The sequence below is a fragment of the Spirillospora sp. CA-108201 genome, from assembly GCF_050936235.1.
Lineage (GTDB): Bacteria > Actinomycetota > Actinomycetes > Streptosporangiales > Streptosporangiaceae > Spirillospora.
This window is the reverse complement of sequence record NZ_JBNJNE010000001.1, coordinates 9,130,135-9,149,038: the sequence shown is the minus strand read 5'-3', so window position 1 is coordinate 9,149,038 and position 18,904 is coordinate 9,130,135. Positions and strand designations below refer to the sequence as shown.

17 protein-coding genes are annotated in these 18,904 nt (G+C 74.4%); 8 read left to right on the top strand and 9 right to left on the bottom strand.

Annotated elements, in window-relative coordinates; translation table 11 throughout:
- Nucleotides 1-71 precede the first annotated feature (71 nt).
- The 5 genes from ACQEU6_RS43760 to ACQEU6_RS43740 form a co-directional block, all read right to left on the bottom strand.
- Nucleotides 72-1,760 (bottom strand): bifunctional 3'-5' exonuclease/DNA polymerase, encoded by a 1,689-nt coding sequence (locus ACQEU6_RS43760; RefSeq protein WP_499340552.1) that lies wholly within the window; start codon nt 1,758-1,760, stop codon nt 72-74.
- A 317-nt stretch (nt 1,761-2,077) separates the two neighbouring features.
- On the bottom strand, nt 2,078-2,578 hold the full coding sequence (locus ACQEU6_RS43755) for a DUF4234 domain-containing protein (RefSeq protein WP_499339694.1): 501 nt from the start codon (nt 2,576-2,578) through the stop codon (nt 2,078-2,080).
- A gap of 157 nt (nt 2,579-2,735) precedes the next feature.
- Entirely contained in the window at nt 2,736-4,250 is a 1,515-nt protein-coding gene (locus tag ACQEU6_RS43750) for a metallophosphoesterase family protein (RefSeq protein ID WP_499339693.1), read from the bottom strand.
- A gap of 328 nt (nt 4,251-4,578) precedes the next feature.
- On the bottom strand, nt 4,579-5,457 hold the full coding sequence (locus ACQEU6_RS43745) for a diacylglycerol kinase family protein (RefSeq protein WP_499339692.1): 879 nt from the start codon (nt 5,455-5,457) through the stop codon (nt 4,579-4,581).
- Between the two features lie 5 nt (nt 5,458-5,462).
- The gene (locus tag ACQEU6_RS43740) at nt 5,463-7,052 is read right to left on the bottom strand and encodes an FAD-binding oxidoreductase (protein ID WP_499340550.1); all 1,590 of its coding nucleotides are present in this window, start codon (nt 7,050-7,052) and stop codon (nt 5,463-5,465) included.
- 64 nt (nt 7,053-7,116) lie between these two features.
- Between ACQEU6_RS43740 and ACQEU6_RS43735 the strand changes: the two genes are divergently transcribed.
- The 4 genes from ACQEU6_RS43735 to ACQEU6_RS43720 all read left to right on the top strand — a co-directional run bounded on the left by ACQEU6_RS43735 (nt 7,117) and on the right by ACQEU6_RS43720 (nt 10,747).
- Nucleotides 7,117-7,725: a TetR/AcrR family transcriptional regulator gene (locus ACQEU6_RS43735; protein WP_499339691.1), complete on the top strand. Its 609-nt coding sequence runs from the start codon at nt 7,117-7,119 to the stop codon at nt 7,723-7,725.
- Entirely contained in the window at nt 7,722-9,287 is a 1,566-nt protein-coding gene (locus ACQEU6_RS43730; protein ID WP_499339690.1) for a glycerol-3-phosphate dehydrogenase/oxidase, read from the top strand. Before ACQEU6_RS43735 ends, ACQEU6_RS43730 begins: the two co-directional genes overlap by 4 nt.
- A gap of 62 nt (nt 9,288-9,349) precedes the next feature.
- A complete protein-coding gene (locus ACQEU6_RS43725; RefSeq protein WP_499339689.1) occupies nt 9,350-10,264 on the top strand; it encodes a ferredoxin family protein in 915 nt (304 codons plus the stop codon).
- Between the two features lie 186 nt (nt 10,265-10,450).
- The gene (locus tag ACQEU6_RS43720) at nt 10,451-10,747 is read left to right on the top strand and encodes a WhiB family transcriptional regulator (RefSeq protein WP_075901375.1); all 297 of its coding nucleotides are present in this window, start codon (nt 10,451-10,453) and stop codon (nt 10,745-10,747) included.
- Nucleotides 10,748-11,034: 287 nt separating this feature from the next.
- Here ACQEU6_RS43720 and ACQEU6_RS43715 read toward each other — a convergent pair whose 3' ends face one another.
- Genes ACQEU6_RS43715 through ACQEU6_RS43705 form a run of 3 tightly spaced genes read right to left on the bottom strand, consistent with a single transcriptional unit; the run spans nt 11,035 to nt 13,970 of the window.
- On the bottom strand, nt 11,035-11,766 hold the full coding sequence (locus ACQEU6_RS43715) for a phosphoribosyltransferase (RefSeq protein ID WP_499339688.1): 732 nt from the start codon (nt 11,764-11,766) through the stop codon (nt 11,035-11,037).
- A gap of 35 nt (nt 11,767-11,801) precedes the next feature.
- Nucleotides 11,802-12,878 (bottom strand): phosphotriesterase family protein, encoded by a 1,077-nt coding sequence (locus ACQEU6_RS43710; RefSeq protein WP_499339687.1) that lies wholly within the window; start codon nt 12,876-12,878, stop codon nt 11,802-11,804.
- Nucleotides 12,879-12,917: 39 nt separating this feature from the next.
- A complete protein-coding gene (locus tag ACQEU6_RS43705) occupies nt 12,918-13,970 on the bottom strand; it encodes a YihY/virulence factor BrkB family protein (RefSeq protein WP_499339686.1) in 1,053 nt (350 codons plus the stop codon).
- Between the two features lie 714 nt (nt 13,971-14,684).
- On the opposite strand from ACQEU6_RS43705, the gene ACQEU6_RS43700 reads away from it, so the two are divergent.
- From ACQEU6_RS43700 to ACQEU6_RS43685, 4 genes are read left to right on the top strand one after another with little or no spacing between them, the layout of a single operon-like run.
- A complete protein-coding gene (locus ACQEU6_RS43700; RefSeq protein ID WP_499339685.1) occupies nt 14,685-16,337 on the top strand; it encodes a nitrite/sulfite reductase in 1,653 nt (550 codons plus the stop codon).
- Entirely contained in the window at nt 16,334-16,504 is a 171-nt protein-coding gene (locus ACQEU6_RS43695) for an Insertion element protein (RefSeq protein WP_499339684.1), read from the top strand. The genes ACQEU6_RS43700 and ACQEU6_RS43695 overlap by 4 nt, the downstream gene beginning before the upstream one ends.
- Entirely contained in the window at nt 16,501-17,211 is a 711-nt protein-coding gene (locus tag ACQEU6_RS43690) for a phosphoadenylyl-sulfate reductase (RefSeq protein ID WP_499339683.1), read from the top strand. The genes ACQEU6_RS43695 and ACQEU6_RS43690 overlap by 4 nt, the downstream gene beginning before the upstream one ends.
- 8 nt (nt 17,212-17,219) lie before the next feature.
- Nucleotides 17,220-17,954, top strand: a complete 735-nt coding sequence (locus ACQEU6_RS43685; protein WP_499340548.1) for a sirohydrochlorin chelatase — start codon at nt 17,220-17,222, stop codon at nt 17,952-17,954.
- 85 nt (nt 17,955-18,039) lie between these two features.
- On the opposite strand, the gene ACQEU6_RS43680 is transcribed toward ACQEU6_RS43685, so the two are convergent.
- Entirely contained in the window at nt 18,040-18,777 is a 738-nt protein-coding gene (locus ACQEU6_RS43680) for a DUF1707 SHOCT-like domain-containing protein (RefSeq protein WP_499339682.1), read from the bottom strand.
- Between the last annotated feature and the right edge of the window lie 127 nt (nt 18,778-18,904).

Genomic DNA, 18,904 nt, shown 5'->3' with positions numbered 1-18,904 from the left:
CCCTCAGGTTGTTGCGTGGTGGCGGTGGGGCTGAGCCGCACGGCGGCCAACACGATCCGCGCTCTGGCGGCTCACTTGGCGTCGGCGTAGCGGCCGACGACCGCGATCTCCATCGGGAAGACGACCGGGGTGTCGCCGAACAGCAGACCGCGCGCCTCCAGCGCCGCGTCGCGCACCGCCCCGGCGACCTCCTCGGCCAGGTCGGCGGGGCTGTGCACGATGACCTCGTCGTGCTGGAAGAACACCAGGCGGGGCGGGCCGATCCCGGTGAGGCGGCGGCGCAGGGAGGCCAGGAGCGCGAGGGCCCAGTCGGCGGCGGTGGCCTGGACGACGAAGTTGCGGGTGAAGCGGCCCCGCCCGCGCAGGGCCTGGGCCGCCGTTCCGCCCCGGGGCCCGGGGCCGTCGTCGTCGCCCGCCGTCGTCAGCTCGCGCCACCCGGCCGAGGGCGGCGGGCACGTGCGCCCGAGGCGGGACCGCACGAGCAGCCCGCGCTCCCCCGCCCGCGCGGCGGCCTCCACGTACTCGAACGCCTGCGGGAACCGGCTCTTCAGGACGGCGAGGAGCTGCACCGCGTCCGCCGTCCCTCCCCCGTACATGGCCGAGAGCAGGGCGATCTTCGCCTTGTCGCGGGCGGTCCGCCTGCCGTCGGCGTCGTCGCGGAAGGCGTCGGACAGCGCGGCGTACAGGTCGCCGTGCGCGGCGGCCCTGGAGAAGACGCGGTCGCCGGCGAGCGCCGCCAGCACCCGGGGTTCGAGCTGCGCCGCGTCGGCGACGACCAGGGCCCAGCCGGGGTCGGCGACGACGGCCCTGCGCAGGACCCGCGGGATCTGCAGGGCCCCGCCGCCGCTCGTCGCCCACCGCCCGGACACCACGCCGCCGACGACGTACTCGGGGCGGAACCGGCCGCCGCTCACCCACGTGTCGAGCCACGTCCAGCCGTGCGCGGCGTGCAGCCGGGCCAGTTCCTTGTACTCCAGCAGCAGGGGGACGGCGGGGTGGTCGAGCCGCCTGAGGACGTGCGCGCGGGTGGAGGGGATCGGCAGCCCCGCCGAGGCGAACGCCCGGATGATCTGCGCCGGCGAGTCGGGGTTGACGTGCACGCGCGGCCCGAACGCGGAGCTGACGCGGTCGGCGAGGTCCTGGAGCCGGCGGGGCCGCAGGCCGCCCGTGGGCCGCGGCCCGAGCAGCTCGGTGAGCAGCGCGTCGTGCTCGCCGGCCGACCAGGGCAGCCCGTCGTGCGCCATCTCGGCGGCCACCAGCGATCCGGCCGACTCCGCCGCCGTCAGCAGCGCGAACCCGTTCAGCCCGGCGATGGCGCGCTGCTGCTCGGCGTGCACCGCGACGATCTGGCCGAGGTCGTCGGCGGACTCGGCCCGCCCGGCGTCGTCGTCGAACAGCGACGGCTGCGCCGCGTCCTCCCGGGGAGGCGGCGCGTCGGCCGGGACGGGTTCGCCGCGCAGCCGCGCCCACGCCGCCCGGACCGAGCGCGGGTCCCCGTACCGTCCGGCGTGGCCGAGCAGCAGGCTCTCGACGAGTTCGAGGTCATGGCAGCGCGACACCCGCACCCCGGCCTCCAGCAGCCGGGGATAGAGCCGCGCGGTGGACGGCCACACCCAGCGCGGCGCGGAGTCGCGCTCGCGCTCGGCGATGGCCGAGACCAGGTCGGAGACCTCCTCGACACCCCCCGCGGGCGCCCCGTCCTCGCCCACCGCCCGCAGAGCTCCCCCAGGCCCGCCCCCGGCCGCAACCGCAACCGCGATCCTCACGCCCCCATTCTGACCCCGCCCACCGACAGTCCGGCCGCCGCGCCTATACGCCAAGACCCCTCCGTGAGAAGTCCACGGAGGGGTCTTGGCGCAATCCGATTCAGCAGGCCAGGGCCGCGGCCCGCTGCCCAACACAGCGTTTGAAGCTCGGGCGGCGACGACCCCTCCCATGCGATCGCGTCCGAAGGCAGATTCGAGCGAAGCAAGAATCTGATCGCGCAGCGAGCCGCAAGGCGAGCCGAAGCGATGCCAGCGATCGCCCGGCTTTATCGACGATGGAGGGCCGCCAGGCCCGAAGGAGGAGAAAAAGCCTAAGCAGCGAGAGACACCTGCTGGCCGGCGGGGGTGTCGCCGTAGCGGTCGGCGACCTTGTTCAGCTGGAGCTGGTAGTACAGGACGCCGAAGCCGAAGATGCCGAGCAGGAAGCCCATGCCGCCGCTGCAGCTCGGCTGGAGGCCGGCCGCGCGCTGCGCCTGGGCGATGCGCCCGCCGAGCTTGACCCACATGACGAGCGGCCAGATGCCGAGGGTGATGCCGCCGAACAGCATGGACAGCAGCGCGTTGGTGGCGGCGTTGTCGATGCGGCGGTCGTACTCGTGCAGCTCGTTGTGGACCTTGAAGAACCAGACGAGCCCGTAGATGCCGAAGGTGATCATCGGAAGCCCGAGCCAGGCTCCGACCGGGTTGCGGCGCTTCATGTTGTGGCCGACGCCGACGGCGGCGGGCGCCTGGTGCTGCGCGGGGGCGGGCGAGTAGCCGCCCTGGTACGCCTGCTGCTGCTGCTGGCCCTGACCCTGCTGGGGGTAACTCATGGAAAAAGCTCTCCTGAAGGACGCGGTCGTTTTCCGGCCGACCGTCCGTTACCGTTCACCGTTCTGGTGAGCCCATGACTGTAACGGCACCGGGGCACGTCGCGCGGCAAGATCGCCCAGATCCGGCCATGACTGGCGGATTCTCCAAACCGGGCGGCTAGCGGAGCGGGATCGTCACCTCGTCCTCGCACGGCGGCGACGTCTCGTGGTCGCCGCAGCCCGTCGCGGCGAAGCAGCGGATGCGCAGGTGCGACTCCGTCACGTCGAGGCGCAGGAAGCTCTTGAAGAACGGCGGGCGGTCCCAGTCGGCCAGTTCCGAACGGAACCGCTGCGGCAGCCTGCGCACGGGGAGCCGCAGGAACCGGGGGCGGCCGCGGCTGTGGCGCGGCACGCCGAGGGCGGCGGCGACGAAGCGCGCGCGGCGGGACGGCGCGGGGCCGTCGTAGCCGCGCCCCGGCCTGATCCCGAGCCGGTGCTGGACGGCGGCGGTGGCCTCCTCGGGGGTGAGCTCGAAGAGGCCGGGGAGCCGCAGCCACCGCCCGTACAGCTTGCTGTAGCGCGACAGGGAGTCGCCGCGCAGCGGGTAGCAGCGGAAGTCGTCCTCCTCCACCACCCGGGTCCGCGGGATGATGTGGGTCGCGTGCATGAAGGCGCCGCCGCCGCCCGAGACGATGTACTGGATCGTCCGGCCGTCGCCGGTCTTCACGGGGTAGCGCTGGTAGTTGTGGATGTCGCCGCCGACCGCGGCCACGTAGTGGTGCGCCGGGTCCTGGACGATCTCGTCGACCGTCCCGCCGCCCTCGATGGGCCCGGGACGGTGGTCGTCGTCCACGCACAGCGGCTTCCCGGTCACCAGCAGCTTGGGTTTCGGCCCACCGGACACCTCCCGGAGCCAGCGGCCCTGGTCGCGGTCGAGCCGGCCGGTGATCCCGGTGTCGATGCCGATGATGCGCAGCGCGGGGGTGTCGATCGCCCAGTAGGGCCCCGGCTGCACGCCCTGCTGGCCGGGGGCGCCCCGGTAGAGGCGGCGGGCCTCGGCGAGCGCCTCCGCGTCGACGGCTCCGGAATGGCGCCACAGCCGGCGCGGGATGAACGCGAGCGGGCCGCGCCACGGCGGCGGCGAGCAGTTCTCGTCCAGGCCGCAGAAGACGTGCAGGAAGCCCCGCAGCCCGTCGTACCAGTCGTGGTTGCCGGGCACGGCGTAGATGGGGGCGGGATAGTCCTTGTAGGGGCGGAAGAACTTGCCGGGGTAGTCCGCCGCGTCGCCGGTCGGGTAGATCACGTCGCTGGCGATGACCATGAAGTCGGTGCCCTCGGTCGCGTGCAGCAGCGGCGGGACCACCGCGTACTGCGACCGGTCCCCCTCACCGGTGTCGCCGACCAGGGCGAAGGAGAACTCCGGCGCGGGGCGGTGCACGGTGAACGCGGCCGGGGTGCCGCGCTCGCGCAGGGACGCGACGCAGCGGCGGCGGATCGCGTTGGCCGGGTCGCCGAACAGGCGCGCCAGCACGTCGTTGCGCGAGCGCCACAGCACCGAGGGGCGACGCCAGGAGAAGTCGGGGACGCGGTCCGGGAGCAGCTCGTGGAAGCTTCCCCGCCTGCCGCAGGCCCAACCGGCGCCTTCCTCGGAGGTGCGCGAGTTGTCGGGTCCGGGGGGGACCTCGGCAGACACAGAATGCCTCCGGGCGGTGAGGGGTTGCTCACAGCCTTTCCGGAGGCGGTCACGCCGTCAAGGCGACACGACGTCAGGAAGCAGACACTTCGTCAGGGGTGCGTGGTTGACGCCGACGCCACCCCCAAGGACGCCGGCGCCACCACGACGAGGGGGCCTGCGGTCATCATGAGTCCCCCCAGAACGGCGAGCAGTGCAGTCGCCTTCCCATGATGCCTCCACAGACAGCCCCAAGGTCCCGTAGCGGGACGTAACCGACGCTATCCGGAGAGCCGTAATGGGGGCGTAAACCGCCCTAAACGCCCCGCAAAAACCTCGGCGCGGCCGGTCAGGGCGCCAGGACGCGCAGCGCGCCCGGCATGACCCGCGCGGTGACCGGGAGCACCCCGGGCAGCTCGCCGTCCGCGCCGTACGGGAGCGTCCTGCCGGACCCGCCGGCGAGCTCGATGCGCACCTCACGGCCGCGCAGCACCTCCACCTCGGGCCGCCGGACGTGCGTGCCCGCCTCCAGTTCCCGCATGACGGCGAAGAACAGCGTCCGCGGCGCCTTGCGGATCAGCACGACGTCGAGCAGGCCGTCGTCGACGCGCGCGTCGGGGGCGATGTGCTTGCCGAACCCGTAGTAGCCGGAGTTGGCGGCGACGACGGTGTAGCCCTCCCGCCGGTACCGCTCGCCGTCCACGGTGATCAGGTAGTCGGCGTGCCGCCACGAGGCGATCGCCCGCAGCGCCCCGAAGTAGTAGGCGGCCGAGCCGCGCAGCAGCCGCGTCCTGTTGGCGTTGTCGTTGGCGACCGCGTCCACGCCCGCGTAGACGCTGCCCAGCACGGCCGTCCCGTTGGCGTCGACGGCGTCCACGGCGCGGGGCTCGCCCTCCAGCAGCAGGGGGGCGAGCCGCTCCGGGTCGGACGGGACGCCGAGCTGCCGCGCGAAGTCGTTGCCCCGGCCGGCGGGGGCGATCCCGAAGAGGGCGCCCGTCCCGGCCAGGGCCCCGCCGACGCAGCCGACCAGGCCGTCCCCGCCGACGCCGAGCACCACGCGGCCCGCCTCGGCGGCGGCGCGGGCGGCGCCGGCGGCGTGCTCCATCCCGCGGCTGTACTCGACGTCGACCTCGGCGCCCGCGTCGCGCAGCAGCCGGGCGAGCGGCATCAGGCACGAGGCGGACGCGCCGCCCGCCGCCGGGTTGACGATCGCGGTGAACGCGCGCACGGTGCTCACTCCCTTCCCGCGGGCGGGACGAGGACGCCCGGGTTGAGGATCCCGGCGGGATCGACCCGCTCCTTGACGGCGCGCAGCACGGCGGCGCCGAGCGGCCCGATCTCCCGGGCGTACCACTCGCGGTGGTCGGTGCCCACCCCGTGGTGATGGCTGATCGTCCCGCCCGCCGCGACGATCGCGTCGCAGGCGGCGCGCTTGGCGGCGGCCCAGTGCCCGAGGGGGTCCTCGCCCTGCGCGGACACGACCGTGAAGTAGAGGGAGGCCCCGGTCGGATACACGTGCGAGATGTGGCACATCACCAGCGGCGGCGTCCCGGTCGCCGACAGCGTTCCGATCAGGGCCTGCCGGACGGCCTCGTACAGCGCGGGAACGCCGGACCAGAAGGCGGCTGTCTCCAGCGTCTCGACGAAGGCGCCGACGTCCAGGAGGGAGTCGCGCAGGTAGGGGGCGCCGAAGCGGCCGCGCTCCCACTTCTCCCCCGGCCCGGCGCCGAGCGGCTCGCCGCCGGCCTCGCGCAGCACCCGCGCGGCCCCGGCCCGCCGTTCGGCGACGGCGCCGGGGGCCCCCTCGAACCCGAGGACGGCCAGGGCGCCGGCCGCCGAGGAGCCGCCGCCGATCGCCGACGGGTCGGCCAGCCCGACCATGGTCTCGGCCTCGTCCGACAGCCGCAGGACCGCGGGGAGGGGGCCGTCCTGCGCGAGGCGCCGCAGCGCGGCGGCGCCCCGGTCGAACGAGTCGAACCGCCACCCCTCGTACGCCCGCTCCCGCGGGACGGGGTGCACCCGTACCCGCACGGAGGTGATCACGCCGAGCGCGCCCTCCGAGCCGAGGACCAGCTGCCGCAGGTCGGGCCCGGCGGCCGACTTAGGCGCCCGCCCGAGGTCGAGCGTCCCCTCAGGGGTGGCCGCGGTGAGGCCGACGACCATGTCGTCGAACCGCCCGTACCCGGCGGACGCCTGCCCGCTCGACCGCGCCGCCGCGAACCCGCCGATCGACGCCCACTCGTAGGACTGCGGGAAGTGCCCGAGCGTGTAGCCGCGCTCGTTGAGCAGCGCCTCCGCCGCCGGGGCCCGCAGGCCCGGCCCCAGGACGGCCGTCCGGGAGACCTCGTCGAGCTCGGCGAGCCCGTCCATGCGGCGCAGGTCGAGGGCGACGAAGGCGTCCGCCCCCTCCGGCGCGAGCCCGCCGACGACCGAGGTGCCGCCGCCGAACGGGACGACCGCGATCCGCCGCTCGGCGCACGCCTCCAGCACCGCGAGCACCTCGCCGTGCGCACCGGGCAGGACCACCGCGTCCGGCGCGTCGGCGGCGTCGCCGGCCCGGATGCGCAGCAGGTCGGGCGTGGACTTCCCGCGCGTGTGCCGGAGCCGCGCCTCGTCGTCGGCGCGGACGTTCCCCTCCCCCACGGCGGCGGCGAGCGCGGTCAGGTCGTCCCCGGACAGCCGGGGCTCGGCGACCCGGACGCCGGCCAGTGCCGCCGGCGGCTCCTCGGCGGGCCGCACGCCCAGCAGGTCGCGCAGCAGGCCGACCATCGGCTCGGGCAGCGGCGCCGCCTTCGCCGGGTCGCCCCAGCCGCTCCACAGCATGTCGCGCGTCTCCACGCCCGCCTCCCTCGCCGCCCCGGCTTCCCTGTGGCTTACACTGTGACACATGACGTCGAATCGTCACAACAGGCCGGCGGCGCGGACCGCCGACGACGCCGTGCTCGACGCCGCGCGCGACTGCGTGCTCGCGGTCGGCGTGCGGCGCACGACGCTGACCGACATCGCGCGCCGGGCCGGCGTCTCGCGGATGACCCTCTACCGGCGCTGGCCGGACGTCCGCACCATCGTCGCCGACCTGATGACCCGCGAGTGGACCGGGATCGGCGACGCGCTGCGGCCCCTCGACGACGGCCGCCCCGTGCGGCCCCGGCTGGTGGACGGCCTGGTCACCGGCGTGCGGACGTTCCGCGACCACCCGCTGCTCCGCAAGATCATCGAGGTCGATCCCGAGCTGCTGCTGCCCTACCTGCTGGACCGCTGCGGCGCCAGCCAGCGGGCGTTCCTCGCGGGGTTCGAGGAGGCGATCTCCGCGGGGCGGCGGGACGGCACGATCCGGGCCGGCGACCCCGCGCTCCAGGCCCGCGCGCTCCTGCTGGTCGTCCAGTCGTTCGGGCTCTCCGCGCAGATCATGATCGACGCGCGGGAGCCCGGAGTCGACGCGAACGCCCTCGACACCGAACTCCGCCACATCCTGGAGAGGATGCTCGCACCATGAACGCAGCCGGACCCGGCCCGGGGGCCTCGCTCAACGCCGCTCGCCGCGAGCGCGAGCTCGCGGAACTGCCGGGCGAGGTGGTGGACGTGCTGGTCGTCGGGCTCGGCGCCACCGGGGCGGGCGCCGCGCTGGACGCCGCGTCCCGCGGCCTGTCGGTCGCGGCGGTCGACGCCCACGACCTGGCGTTCGGCACGTCCCGGTGGAGCTCCAAGCTGATCCACGGCGGGCTGCGGTACCTGGCGTCCGGGCAGGTGGACGTCGCGTACGAGAGCGCGGTCGAGCGCGGCGCGCTGATGCTGCGCACGGCCCCGCACCTGGTGCGGGCGCTCCCGTTCGTGCTGCCGCTGACGCCGCTGGTGTCCGCCTCGCAGGCGCTGGTGGCCGCCGGCGGCATGCGCGCCGGGGACCTGCTGCGGCTCGCCGCCCGCACCCCCCGCTCGGTCCTGCCGGGCCCCCGCCGGCTGTCGGCGGTCGAGACGCTCCGGCTCGCGCCCGCCCTGCGCGCCCACGGGCTGCGCGGCGGGCTGCTGTCGTGGGACGGGCAGCTCGCCGACGACGCCCGCCTCGTCACCGCCCTCGCCCGGACCGCCGCCGGGCACGGCGCCCGGATCCTCACCCGCTGCCGCGCGGTCGAGCTGACCGGCGACGGCGCCCTCGTCCGGGACGAGCTCACCGGCCGCGAGATCACCGTCCGGGCGCGGGCGGTGGTGAACGCGGCCGGCGTGTGGGCGGGCGGGCTGGTGGACGGCGTGCGGCTGCGCCCGTCCCGCGGCACCCACCTGGTGCTGCGGGCCGAGGCGCTGCGCGGGCTCACCGCCGCCATGCACGTCCCCATCCCGGGTGCGGGCAACCGGTTCGTGCTGGTGCTCCCCCAGGGCGACGGCCGCGTCTACGTCGGCCTCACCGACGAGCCGGCGGACGGGCCCGTCCCGGACGTGCCGGAGCCGACCGAGGGCGAGATCGGCTTCCTGCTCGACGTCCTGAACTCGGCGCTGGACGTCCCGGTGCGGCGCGCCGACGCGGCCGGCGCGTTCGCGGGGCTGCGGCCCCTGCTGGACCTCGGCGGCGGGGGCGACACCGCCGACATCTCCCGGCGACACGCCGTCCTGACCTCCCGGGACGGCGTCGTGACGATCGTCGGAGGCAAGCTGACCACCTACCGGCGCATGGCGCAGGACGCCGTGGACGCGGTCGTGCGCGCCCGCGGCCTTCCCGCCGGCCCCTGCCGCACCGCGCGGCTGCCCCTCGTCGGCGCCGCTCCGCGCGCCAGGCTGGACGCCCTGGACGCGCCGGCCCGGCTCGTGCGGCGATACGGCACCGAGGCGCCGCTGCTGGCCGCCCTGGCCAGGCAGGACGCCGCGCTGCTGGAACCGGTCGTGCCGGGGCTGGCGGTGACCGGCGCGGAGCTGGCCTGGGGCGTGCTGCACGAGGGGGCGCTCGACGCGGGCGACCTTCTGGACCGGCGGACCCGGATCGGCCTCGTGGCGGCCGATCGGGAGGCCGCCCTGCCCGCGGCGCATGCGATGCTCGCCGCCCCGCCTGGTTTGGCCGTCGCGCCTTAGGTTACCCTTACCTAATCGATTTCAGCTCGACGGGGATGAACGAAGATCGGCGGGGGGACTGCGTGACGCGCGGCAGAAGCTGCGGACACTGCCCGGGGAGCCACACCGGCGAGCGGCCGTGCCTGGCGACCGCGACCGTGAAGGCGGGCGCCTGGCTGCTCATCGAGCACCCCGGCCCCTGGCCCGAGCGCGTCGAGGACCTGACCGGCCCGGCGCCGGTGGCCGAGGCCGTGCGGATGGCGCAGAAGGCGGGCGTCCGGCCGCAGCTGATCCGCCGGCCGGGACGCCGCCGCGCCACCCCGCCGGTCCAGGTCTACGCCGCGTCCTCCCGCGGGGGCGAGGTCTGGATCGAGGGCCGTGAGCTGGCCGATCCGGCCGAGCTGGCCGCGCTCGATCTGGACGCGCTCGCCGCGGGCCGGTCCCCCGGCCTCGGGGAGCGGACGCCCGAGCCGGTCCTGCTGGTCTGCACGCACGGGCGCCGCAACGCCTGCTGCGCCCGCACCGGCGCGCCGCTGGCCCGTTCTCTCGCAATGCGTTTCGACCGCCTGATCTGGGAAACCACCCATGTCGGCGGTGACCGATTTGCGGCGAATTTGGTATGTCTTCCCCACGGATTCTCGTACGGCGACCTCGGCGAAGCGGAGGCGAACGCGGCCGCGGACGCCTACCTGCGGGGCGAGGTCGCCCTCCCCAGGCTGCGCGGGCGGGCGGGAGCCCCGGAGCCCGCGCAGGCCGCGGAGCACTTCGTCCGCGCCCACACGGGGCGGCTCGGAGTGGACGACGTGACCGTGGCGTCGATCACCGGAATCGCCGGAACAACCCGCCACGAAGCGGTTGTTCTCCTGAGGCGGAGCCGTTACCGGGTGGTGGTCGAAGCCGTCGAGCAGCCCGACCCGTGCGGGACCGGCTGCGGCGAGAACCAGAGAACCTACGTTGTTAGGGAACTCACCCTTCTCAACGAGGCGGCCCTCGTGTAATCTCCTTGAGGCCCCATTCGAGGGTCTCCCTGTCGCACGTCCCCAGGTTTCCGGAGTAACCGGACGGGGAACAGAGCGGCAACTCCAGACGTTGGAACATTCGGCGCTTCTCTGACTCTTGTCATCCGAAGTACGTCGAGCGTCCATGTCCCGAATTTGTTCGAAACCAATCAAGGTGGGTGTTCCATGGCTCAGGTACGTCGGCAGGCAAACCTCCCTCGTCCCAGCTGGGGCTGGCAGGACGCCGCGGCGTGCCGGGGGGAAGACCTCGTCCTCTTCTTCGGCCCCGACGGCGAGCGCCAGCCCGAGCGCGAGATCCGCGAGCGCAAGGCCAAGCAGATCTGCATGGGCTGCCCGGTCCGTACGGACTGCCTGGACTACGCGGTGTCCCGGCCCGAGAAGTACGGCACCTGGGGCGGCCTGAACGAGGACGAGCGCGCGTCCGAGCGCCGTCGCCGCATGCGTCGCGCCAACGCCGCCTGAACGAAGGCACAGGCCGCCGAAACGCTCCCGTCGCGAACCCCGGCACGCCACCTGGAAAACGTCACGGCCCCGCCCCGCGGGGCCGTTTGCGTTGCCCGGGCCCGGTCCATCCGACCGGGCCCGGGTTCTCCGCCACATCTGCGTCCCGTCCCGGTGACATCGTTCCACGACATTCCGGCGGCCGCCCTTTTACCGCACCGGCCCCGCCGATGTGGCCATTTCCCGAAAATTCGCGCGGCACCATTCAGGCCGGCCGCCGGCGCCTCCCGCGCGGCCCGGCTCGCGGCTCAGGCCCGGCCCGGTTCCGGGGGCCCGCCCGGGTCCTCGCCGCCCGCCCGCGCGCGCTCCAGCCAGGCCGTCACGTCGGCGTCGGTGAGCTGTTCGAAGTCGCGGTACCACTGCCCCACCGCGTGGAAGTCCCAGGGCGCGACCGGCACCACCAGGTCGTCCACCTCCGCCTCCAGGCTCCGGACGGTCTCGGCGGCGCCCACCGGGACCGCGAGGACCAGCCGGGACGGTCCGCGCCCGCGGACGGCCCGCACGGCCGCGCGGGCCGTGCCGCCGGTGGCGAGCCCGTCGTCCACCACGATCACCGGTCTCCCGGCGACCCGCGGCAGCGGGCGGCCCCGCCGGTAGGCCGCCACCCGGCGGTCCAGCTCCGCGCGCTCGGCCTCCACGGTGGGGGCCAGGTCGTCCTCGCGGAGCCCGAGACGGGCGAGCAGGCCGCCGTCGAACACCGGGGCGCCGCCCTCGGCGATCGCCCCGACGCCGAGCTCCGGCTGCGGCGGATATCCGATCTTGCGGGTCACCAGCACGTCGAGCGGGGCCCCGAGGTGCCGCGCGACCTCGTGCCCGACGGGGACGCCGCCGCGCGGCAGCGCGAGGACCACGGCCCCCTCCAGCCCCATCATGGCGAGCCGCGCCGCGAGCACCCGGCCCGCCTCGGCGCGGTCGGTGTAGGGGAGCCGGACGGTTCCCGCCCGGTGGGCGCCTCCGCCCGCGGGTCCGATCCAGGACATCGGGCGCACCCCCTTCCGAGGGTGCCCCTACCCACTCAGGAACCGGTGAGCCACCGCAGCGGGTTGTCGTGCAGGATCGCGCCGAGGGTCGCCTCGTCGGCGCCGGCGGCGCGCAGCGCGGGCACGAACGTGTCGAACAGGTAGCCGAACCCGGCGCCGCCGTAGCGGGCGACCTGGGCCATCCGGGCGACCCCGGTGCTCAGCAGGACCCGGTCGGCGTGGCCGGCCTCCAGCAGGTCCAGGACGCGGCGGACGCGGGCGGAGACGGCGGCGGCGTCCTCCCCCGCGAGGCCCAGGGTGCCGAACGAGACGTAGCCGCCCGACTCGGCGATCTTGCGGTGCTGGGCGGGGTCGTCCACCCGGTCCTGCCGCCCCACCGCGACGCGCCCGGGGGCCAGCCCGGCGGAGGTGAGGATCTCCAGCTGGGCGAGGCCCGCGCGCCCGTAGGTCGCGACGGACAGCCCGGAGTAGCGGGCGGCCTGGGCCGCGGCGCGCAGGCACAGCTCCTCGGTCTCGGTGGGCGCCTCCCCCCAGGCGCCGATCTCGCCGATCACGCCGGGCAGCGAGTTCGTGCCGTCCATGCCGAAGCCGACCTCGGCGAGAAGGCGCTCGGCGAGACGGTCGACGGCGGACGGGCCCCCCGAATGCTCGTACCGGGGGGTCTGGGGGGCCGGCCTCCAGGAACGACCCGCCTCGTCGCCGCCGCCCGGCCCTTCGGAGGCGGGGGGCCGGGAGCCGGCGCCGGCGGCGAGCACCTCGCGGACGTAGGCGGGGTGGAACGGCTCGGTGAACACGCCCGTCCCGGCCACCACGGCGACCCGGGCGCCGGCGCTGATGCGGGCGAGCGCGGCGGCGTTGCGGCCCATGCCCGAGCAGGTGAGGTCGACGACGAGGCCGAGGCCGTGGTCCTCGCGCAGGGTGTTCAGCTCCCGCTGGACGGCCTTCTCCTCGTCCAGCCACCGGTTCGGGTCGGAGGAGGCGAGCCGGGGGCGCGCCGGCCAGCGCAGGTCCAGCTGGAGGTGCTCGTGGGAGAGCACCGGCCCGGTGATGTCGGACGTCGCGATCGTGCCGGTCACGGTCCGGAGCCGACCGGTCTCCTCACGGGGGGTCATGTCAGGCGAGGCTACGACATGTTTGCCCTTTTCAGGACCTCAATCGGCGTGGTTCTTACCCGTCGCGCCCTGGTCCCGGGGCACCTGGTCGTCCTGCGCCTCCAGTTCGGCGCGGATCCGGGCGGTGTCACCGCTGGGCCAGAGCCGGTCGATCTCGGCGTTCAGCGCGGCCCCGATCAGCACCGCGAGCGCCGCCACGTACAGCCAGGCCAGCAGCGCGATCGCGGCGGCCAGCGACCCGTACACCGACACCCCGCTCAGCGAGCCGGCCAGGTAGATCCGCAGGACGAAGCTGCCGACGATCCAGATCAGCAGCGCCAGCGCGGCGCCGGGCGTCTGGCGCCACCAGGACGTCCGCACCGGGACGCTCATGTGGTAGAGCAGCGAGAGGAAGACGATCGACAGGCTCACCACGACCGGCCAGTACAGCGCCTGGACCGCCTCGGTGCTCTCCGGCAGCGCCTGGCGGACCAGCGCGGGCCCGGCCACCAGCATCGGGATCACGACGATCAGGGTCAGCAGCCCGATGAGGTAGAGCACGAACGCGCGCAACCGGGTGCGGATCACCCCGCGCACGCCCGACAGCCCGTAGGCGATCGTGATCGTGTCGACGTAGACGTTCGTCGCGCGCGACCCCGCCCACAGCGAGATCAGGAAGCTGACGGACACGATGTCGGGGCTGCCGCCCCTGATCACGTCGTCGATGAGCGGGACGACGACGGTCTTCACGGTCGGGCCGGTCAGGACCGTCTGGGAGTGCTCGATCACCCAGGCGCGCACCTCGGCGATCGTCTCGGTGCCGAACAGGCCGCGCAGGTGGCCCATCGTGCCGATGAGCCCGATGACGAGGGGCGGCATCGACAGCAGCGCGAAGAACGCCGCCTCCGCCGCCAGCCCGGTGACCCGGTAGCGGAACCCGCCGATCGCGGTGCCCTTGGTCAGCGTCCAGACGGTCCCCGCGGCGGTCCGCGCGTCGGCCCGCACGCGCGCGCTCACGCGGTCGCGCAGGCGCTGCTGCGGGCCCTCCGGGTCCTTTCCGGAAGGCGAGGCCCCGGCCCGGGAGGCGCCCGCTGCGTCGGAGACGGTGGTCACACCGCCCCACCGTAGAGGGTTGCGCGCCCGGAACATGCCGCACCGCCCACTTCACTGGTCCGCTCCGCGCGTGGCGTGCCGATCTCCTCCCCCGCCCGGTCGCCTCGCAGGCGCGCCGCCCGTTCCGTGCACATCGCTTGCCCCATACCCGCTATGACGGCACAGAACGTTCTTCGGACCATGATCATCCATGCCCGTCCCCCGGCGAACCGGGCATTTGCCTTCATAGGCGACAATAGAAGACATGATCTGCCAGTCGTGTCGCGAGCGCCACCACGCGGAGTGCCGTGGCGGCTCCTGGTGCGACTGCCAGCACCATCCCGTGCCCGCCGCCCCCGGACCCGGCGCGCCCGCCGCCGAGCGCGGCCCGGACCCGGCGACCGGGGGGAAGGCCGAACCCCGGGTGAACTGGAGGCGGCAGGGATGACGCATCTCACGCGTCCGCATGCCGGACGTCACTGGACAGTCCGCGAGACGGCATGTCACAGTTCGGGTATGACTGCCGCGGACCCGTTGCTGGCCAAGCGCCGGCACGTCGACTTCCTCCGCGTCCGCAGCGCGATCTGTAGGTGACGCCCCGACCACGCCCCTGTACAGCCGGGCGCGTGGCGCATCGGCGTCACCTTTGACTTCATCCTGCTCAGCGTCGAGCCGGCTGCCTCAGAGCGCCGGTGCGCTTCGCGTCCCTCACGACCACAGATGAGGACGCGCGCCGTGCCACCCGCGACCAAACGCAAGAAGGGCGAGGGCCAGTGGGCCCTCGGCTACCGCGAACCGCTCAACAAGAACGAAGAGAACAAGAAGAACGACGACGGCCTGAACGTCCGCCGCCGGATCATCGACATCTACTCCAAGAGCGGCTTCGACTCGATCGACCCGTCCGACCTGCGCGGCCGGTTCCGCTGGATGGGCCTCTACACCCAGCGCAAGCCCGGAATCGACGGCGGCAGGACCGGCGCGCTGGAGGACGAGGAGCTCGAGGACCGCTACTTCATGATGCGGGTGCGCATCGACGGCGGTCAGCTGAGCGGCCCGCAGCTGCGCACGATCGCGGACGTCTCCACCCGGTACGCGCGCGGCACCGCCGACATCACCGACCGCCAGAACGTCCAGCTGCACTGGGTGCGGATCGAGGACGTCCCGGCGATCTGGGAGGCCCTGGAGGCGGTCGGGCTGCACACCATGGAGGCCTGCGGCGACGTCCCCCGAGTGATCATCGGCTGTCCGCTGGCCGGGATCGCGGCCGACGAGGTCGTGGACGCGACGCCGGACCTGCGCGAGATCCACGACCGGTACATCGGCTCCCCGGAGTTCTCCAACCTGCCGCGCAAGTTCAAGACGGCGATGTCGGGCTGCACCTCGCACTGCACCGTCCACGAGATCAACGACATCGCGTTCACGGGCGTGGTGAACGAGGCGGGCGAGACCGGCTACCAGGTGTTCGTCGGCGGCGGGCTGTCCACCAACCCGATGTTCGCGCAGAGCCTCGGCGTCTTCGTCAAGCCCGAGCAGACGGCCGAGGTGTGGCACGGCGTCACCTCGATCTTCCGCGACTACGGCTACCGGCGGCTGCGGAGCCGCGCCCGGCTGAAGTTCCTGGTGAAGGACTGGGGCGCCGCGAAGTTCCGCGAGGTGCTGGAGAAGGAGTACCTCGGCTACGCGCTGCCGGACGGCCCCGAGCCCGCCGCGCCGCTCGCCCGCCGCGACCACGTCGGGATCCACCCGCAGAAGGACGGCGCCTACTACGTCGGGTTCGCGCCCCGCGTCGGGCGGGTGGACGGCGAGCTGCTCGGCGTCATCGGCGACCTCGCCGAGCGCTACGGCTCCGGCCGGGTCCGCACGACCAACGAGCAGAAGATGGTCATCCTGGACGTCCCGGAGGAGCACACCGAGGCGCTCGCCGGCGCGCTGGCCGAGCACGACCTCCAGGTCCGGCCGTCCACGTTCCGCCGCCAGACGATGGCGTGCACGGGCATCGAGTACTGCAAGCTCGCCATCGTCGACACCAAGCAGCGCGCGATGGACCTGATCGACGAGCTGGAGGAGCGGCTCCCCGACTTCGACCAGCCGCTGACGATCAACGTCAACGGCTGCCCGAACGCCTGCGCCCGCATCCAGGTCGCCGACATCGGGCTGAAGGGCCAGCTCGTCGTGGACGAGGACGGCGAGCAGGTCGAGGGCTTCCAGATCCACCTCGGGGGGCGGCTCGGCGCGTCGTTCGGCAAGAAGGTCCGCGGGCTGAAGACCACCTCGGCCGGGCTCACCGACTACGTCGAGCGCGTCGTGCGCAGATTCGACGAGCAGCGCACCGGCGCCGAGACGTTCGCCGAATGGGTGCACCGCGCCGACGAGGCGGACCTCAAGTGAGCGAGCGGATGGCGCCGTTCCACTGCCCCTACTGCGGCGAGGAGCACCTCGAACCCCGGGACGAGAACCCCGGGGCCTGGTTCTGCCCCGACTGCCTGCGTTCCTTCAGCTTGAAATTCCTCGGTGTCGGCACCCCCCGCACCGCGAGCAAGGAGGTCCCCCAGTGACCCTGCTGGAGACCGACAGACCCACCCTCGACCTCCAGGACATCGTCGAGTCGGCCGCCGCCGCGCTGGACGGCGCCCCCACGCTGGAGGTCATCCGGTGGGCGGTCGCCACGTTCGGCGACCGCATCTGCCTCACCTCGTCGATGTCGGACGCGGCCCTGATCCACCTCGTGTCCAAGGTGAAGCCGGGCATCGACGTGCTGTTCGTCGACACCGGCTACCACTTCGCCGAGACGGTCGGGACGCGCGACGCCGTCGAGGCCGTCTACCCGGTGAACGTCATCGACGTCACCCCGTCCCGGACGGTCGAGGAGCAGGAGGCCGCGCTCGGCCCGCGGCTGCACGGCCGCAACCCCGACCTGTGCTGCCACCTGCGGAAGGTGGAGCCGCTCGGCCGCGCGCTGGAGGGCTACATGGCCTGGTTCAGCGGCATCCGCCGGGACGAGACCGCCAGCCGCCGCGACCGCGGGGTCGTCGAGTGGGACCGCAAGCGCGGCATGGTCAAGGTGAACCCGATCCTGGGCTGGTCCCAGGACGACATGGACAACTACATCGAGGACAACGGGGTGCTCGTCAACCCGCTGCACTACGACGGCTACCCCTCGATCGGCTGCGCGCCGTGCACCCGCCCGGTCGCGCCCGGCGAGGACCCGCGCAGCGGCCGGTGGGCGGGGATGGGCAAGACCGAGTGCGGCATCCACCTGTGAGCGCCCCCATGGTCGCGGTGGCGCACGGCAGCCGGGACCCCCGCGCCGCCGCGACCGTCACCGCGCTGCTCGACGCCGTCCGGGCGCGCCGCCCGGACGTGCCCGTCCACGCCGCGTTCCTCGACCACGCGCCGCCCGCCCCCGACCGGGTGCTGGACGGCCTGGCCGGGGACGGCGCGGACGAGGCGGTCGTGCTGCCCCTGCTCCTCACCGCGGCCTACCACAGCAAGACCGACATCCCGGGGGTGCTGAACCGGGTGCGCGGCCGGCACCCGCGCCTCGTCCTGCGCACGGCGGGCACCCTCGGCCCGCACCCGCTGCTGCTGGACGCCCTGGAGCGCCGCCTGGCCGAGGCGGGCGTGGCGCCCGGCGATCCGGACACGGCGATCGTCCTCGCCTCCGCGGGCTCCAGCGACGCGTCCGCCAACGCCACGATCGCCAGGCTGGCGCGGCGATGGCGTGCGCGCGGCCCGCGGGACGTGGTCCCGGCGTACGCGACGGCCGCCCGCCCGGCCCCGGCCGAGGCGGTGCGGGCCCTGCTCGCCGCGGGCGCGCCGCGCGTGGCGGTGGCGTCCTACATCCTCGCGCCGGGCCACTTCGCCGACAAGGTCCGCCGGGAGTCCCTGGCCGCCGGAGCCGCCGCGGTCTCCCCCGTCCTCGGCGCGGCGCCGGAGGTCGCCGAACTCGTCGTCCGCCGCTACGCCGGGGCGCTGGAGTCCTCCCGCGCGGCGGAGGCGGTCTGACCGGGCGTTCGAGGCGCCGGTCGCCGGGTATGCGGGCGGCCATGACGCGCGAGGAGACCGGCGGCCGCCGCTGACCCGGCTCCCGCTACCGCTGGTCCTTCCACCAGGTGGTGAGGGCGCGGCGGAGCGGGCCGTGGTGCTCATCGTCGACGATCTTGATGTCGCCCATCACGGCGGTCGCGGTGACGCGCACGACGGGCACGCGGGCGCCCGGATGCGGGTCGCGCACCGCCACCCGCCGGTCGCCGAGGAAGTTGTGCCCGGTCAGCACGACGCTGACCCCGTCCGGAACGATGATCTTGACGTCGCCCATCACGGCGGTCACGCAGATGCTCACCTCGCCGGTGGGGACCTGGGCGCCGCGCAGGTCGAGCTCGACGTCGCCCATCACCGACACGGCCTCCAGCGGCCCGTCGATGCGGCCGACGATGCGCTCCTTGCAGTCCCCCATGACCGCGCTGAACCTGCGCTTGACCTGCACGGGCGCGGGGTTCGCGCCGGGCGCGCCCATGCCGGGCAGGTCGGCGGTGATGCGTTCGAGCTCGCCGCGGGAGACGGCCGCGTAGGCGGCCTCGGTGCGCTCGGTCAGCTCCTCGAAGGTGAGCCGCCCCTCCACCGAGGCGATCCGCAGCCGCTCGACGACGGCCTCGCGCTCGGCGTCGGACGCCCGCACCGCGCCGGCGGCCCGTCCGCCGCCGGGCGCACGCCCGGTGTCGGGCGCGGTCGTCACGTCGACCGGCTCGGGGACGGGGCCGGCGTCCCGCCGCCGCTCCGGAGGGCGGCTCGGGGCGGGCCCCTCGGGCTGCGGACCGGGCTGACTCATGATTCCGACGGTATGCCCCCGGCGGCGCGGGACAATCCGCCGCGCGGACGAGATCACCCCACCACCTGAGGAGGATGGGCGTCCTCCCACCCCACAGGCATGATCGACCTGATGCCCGAACCGCGTT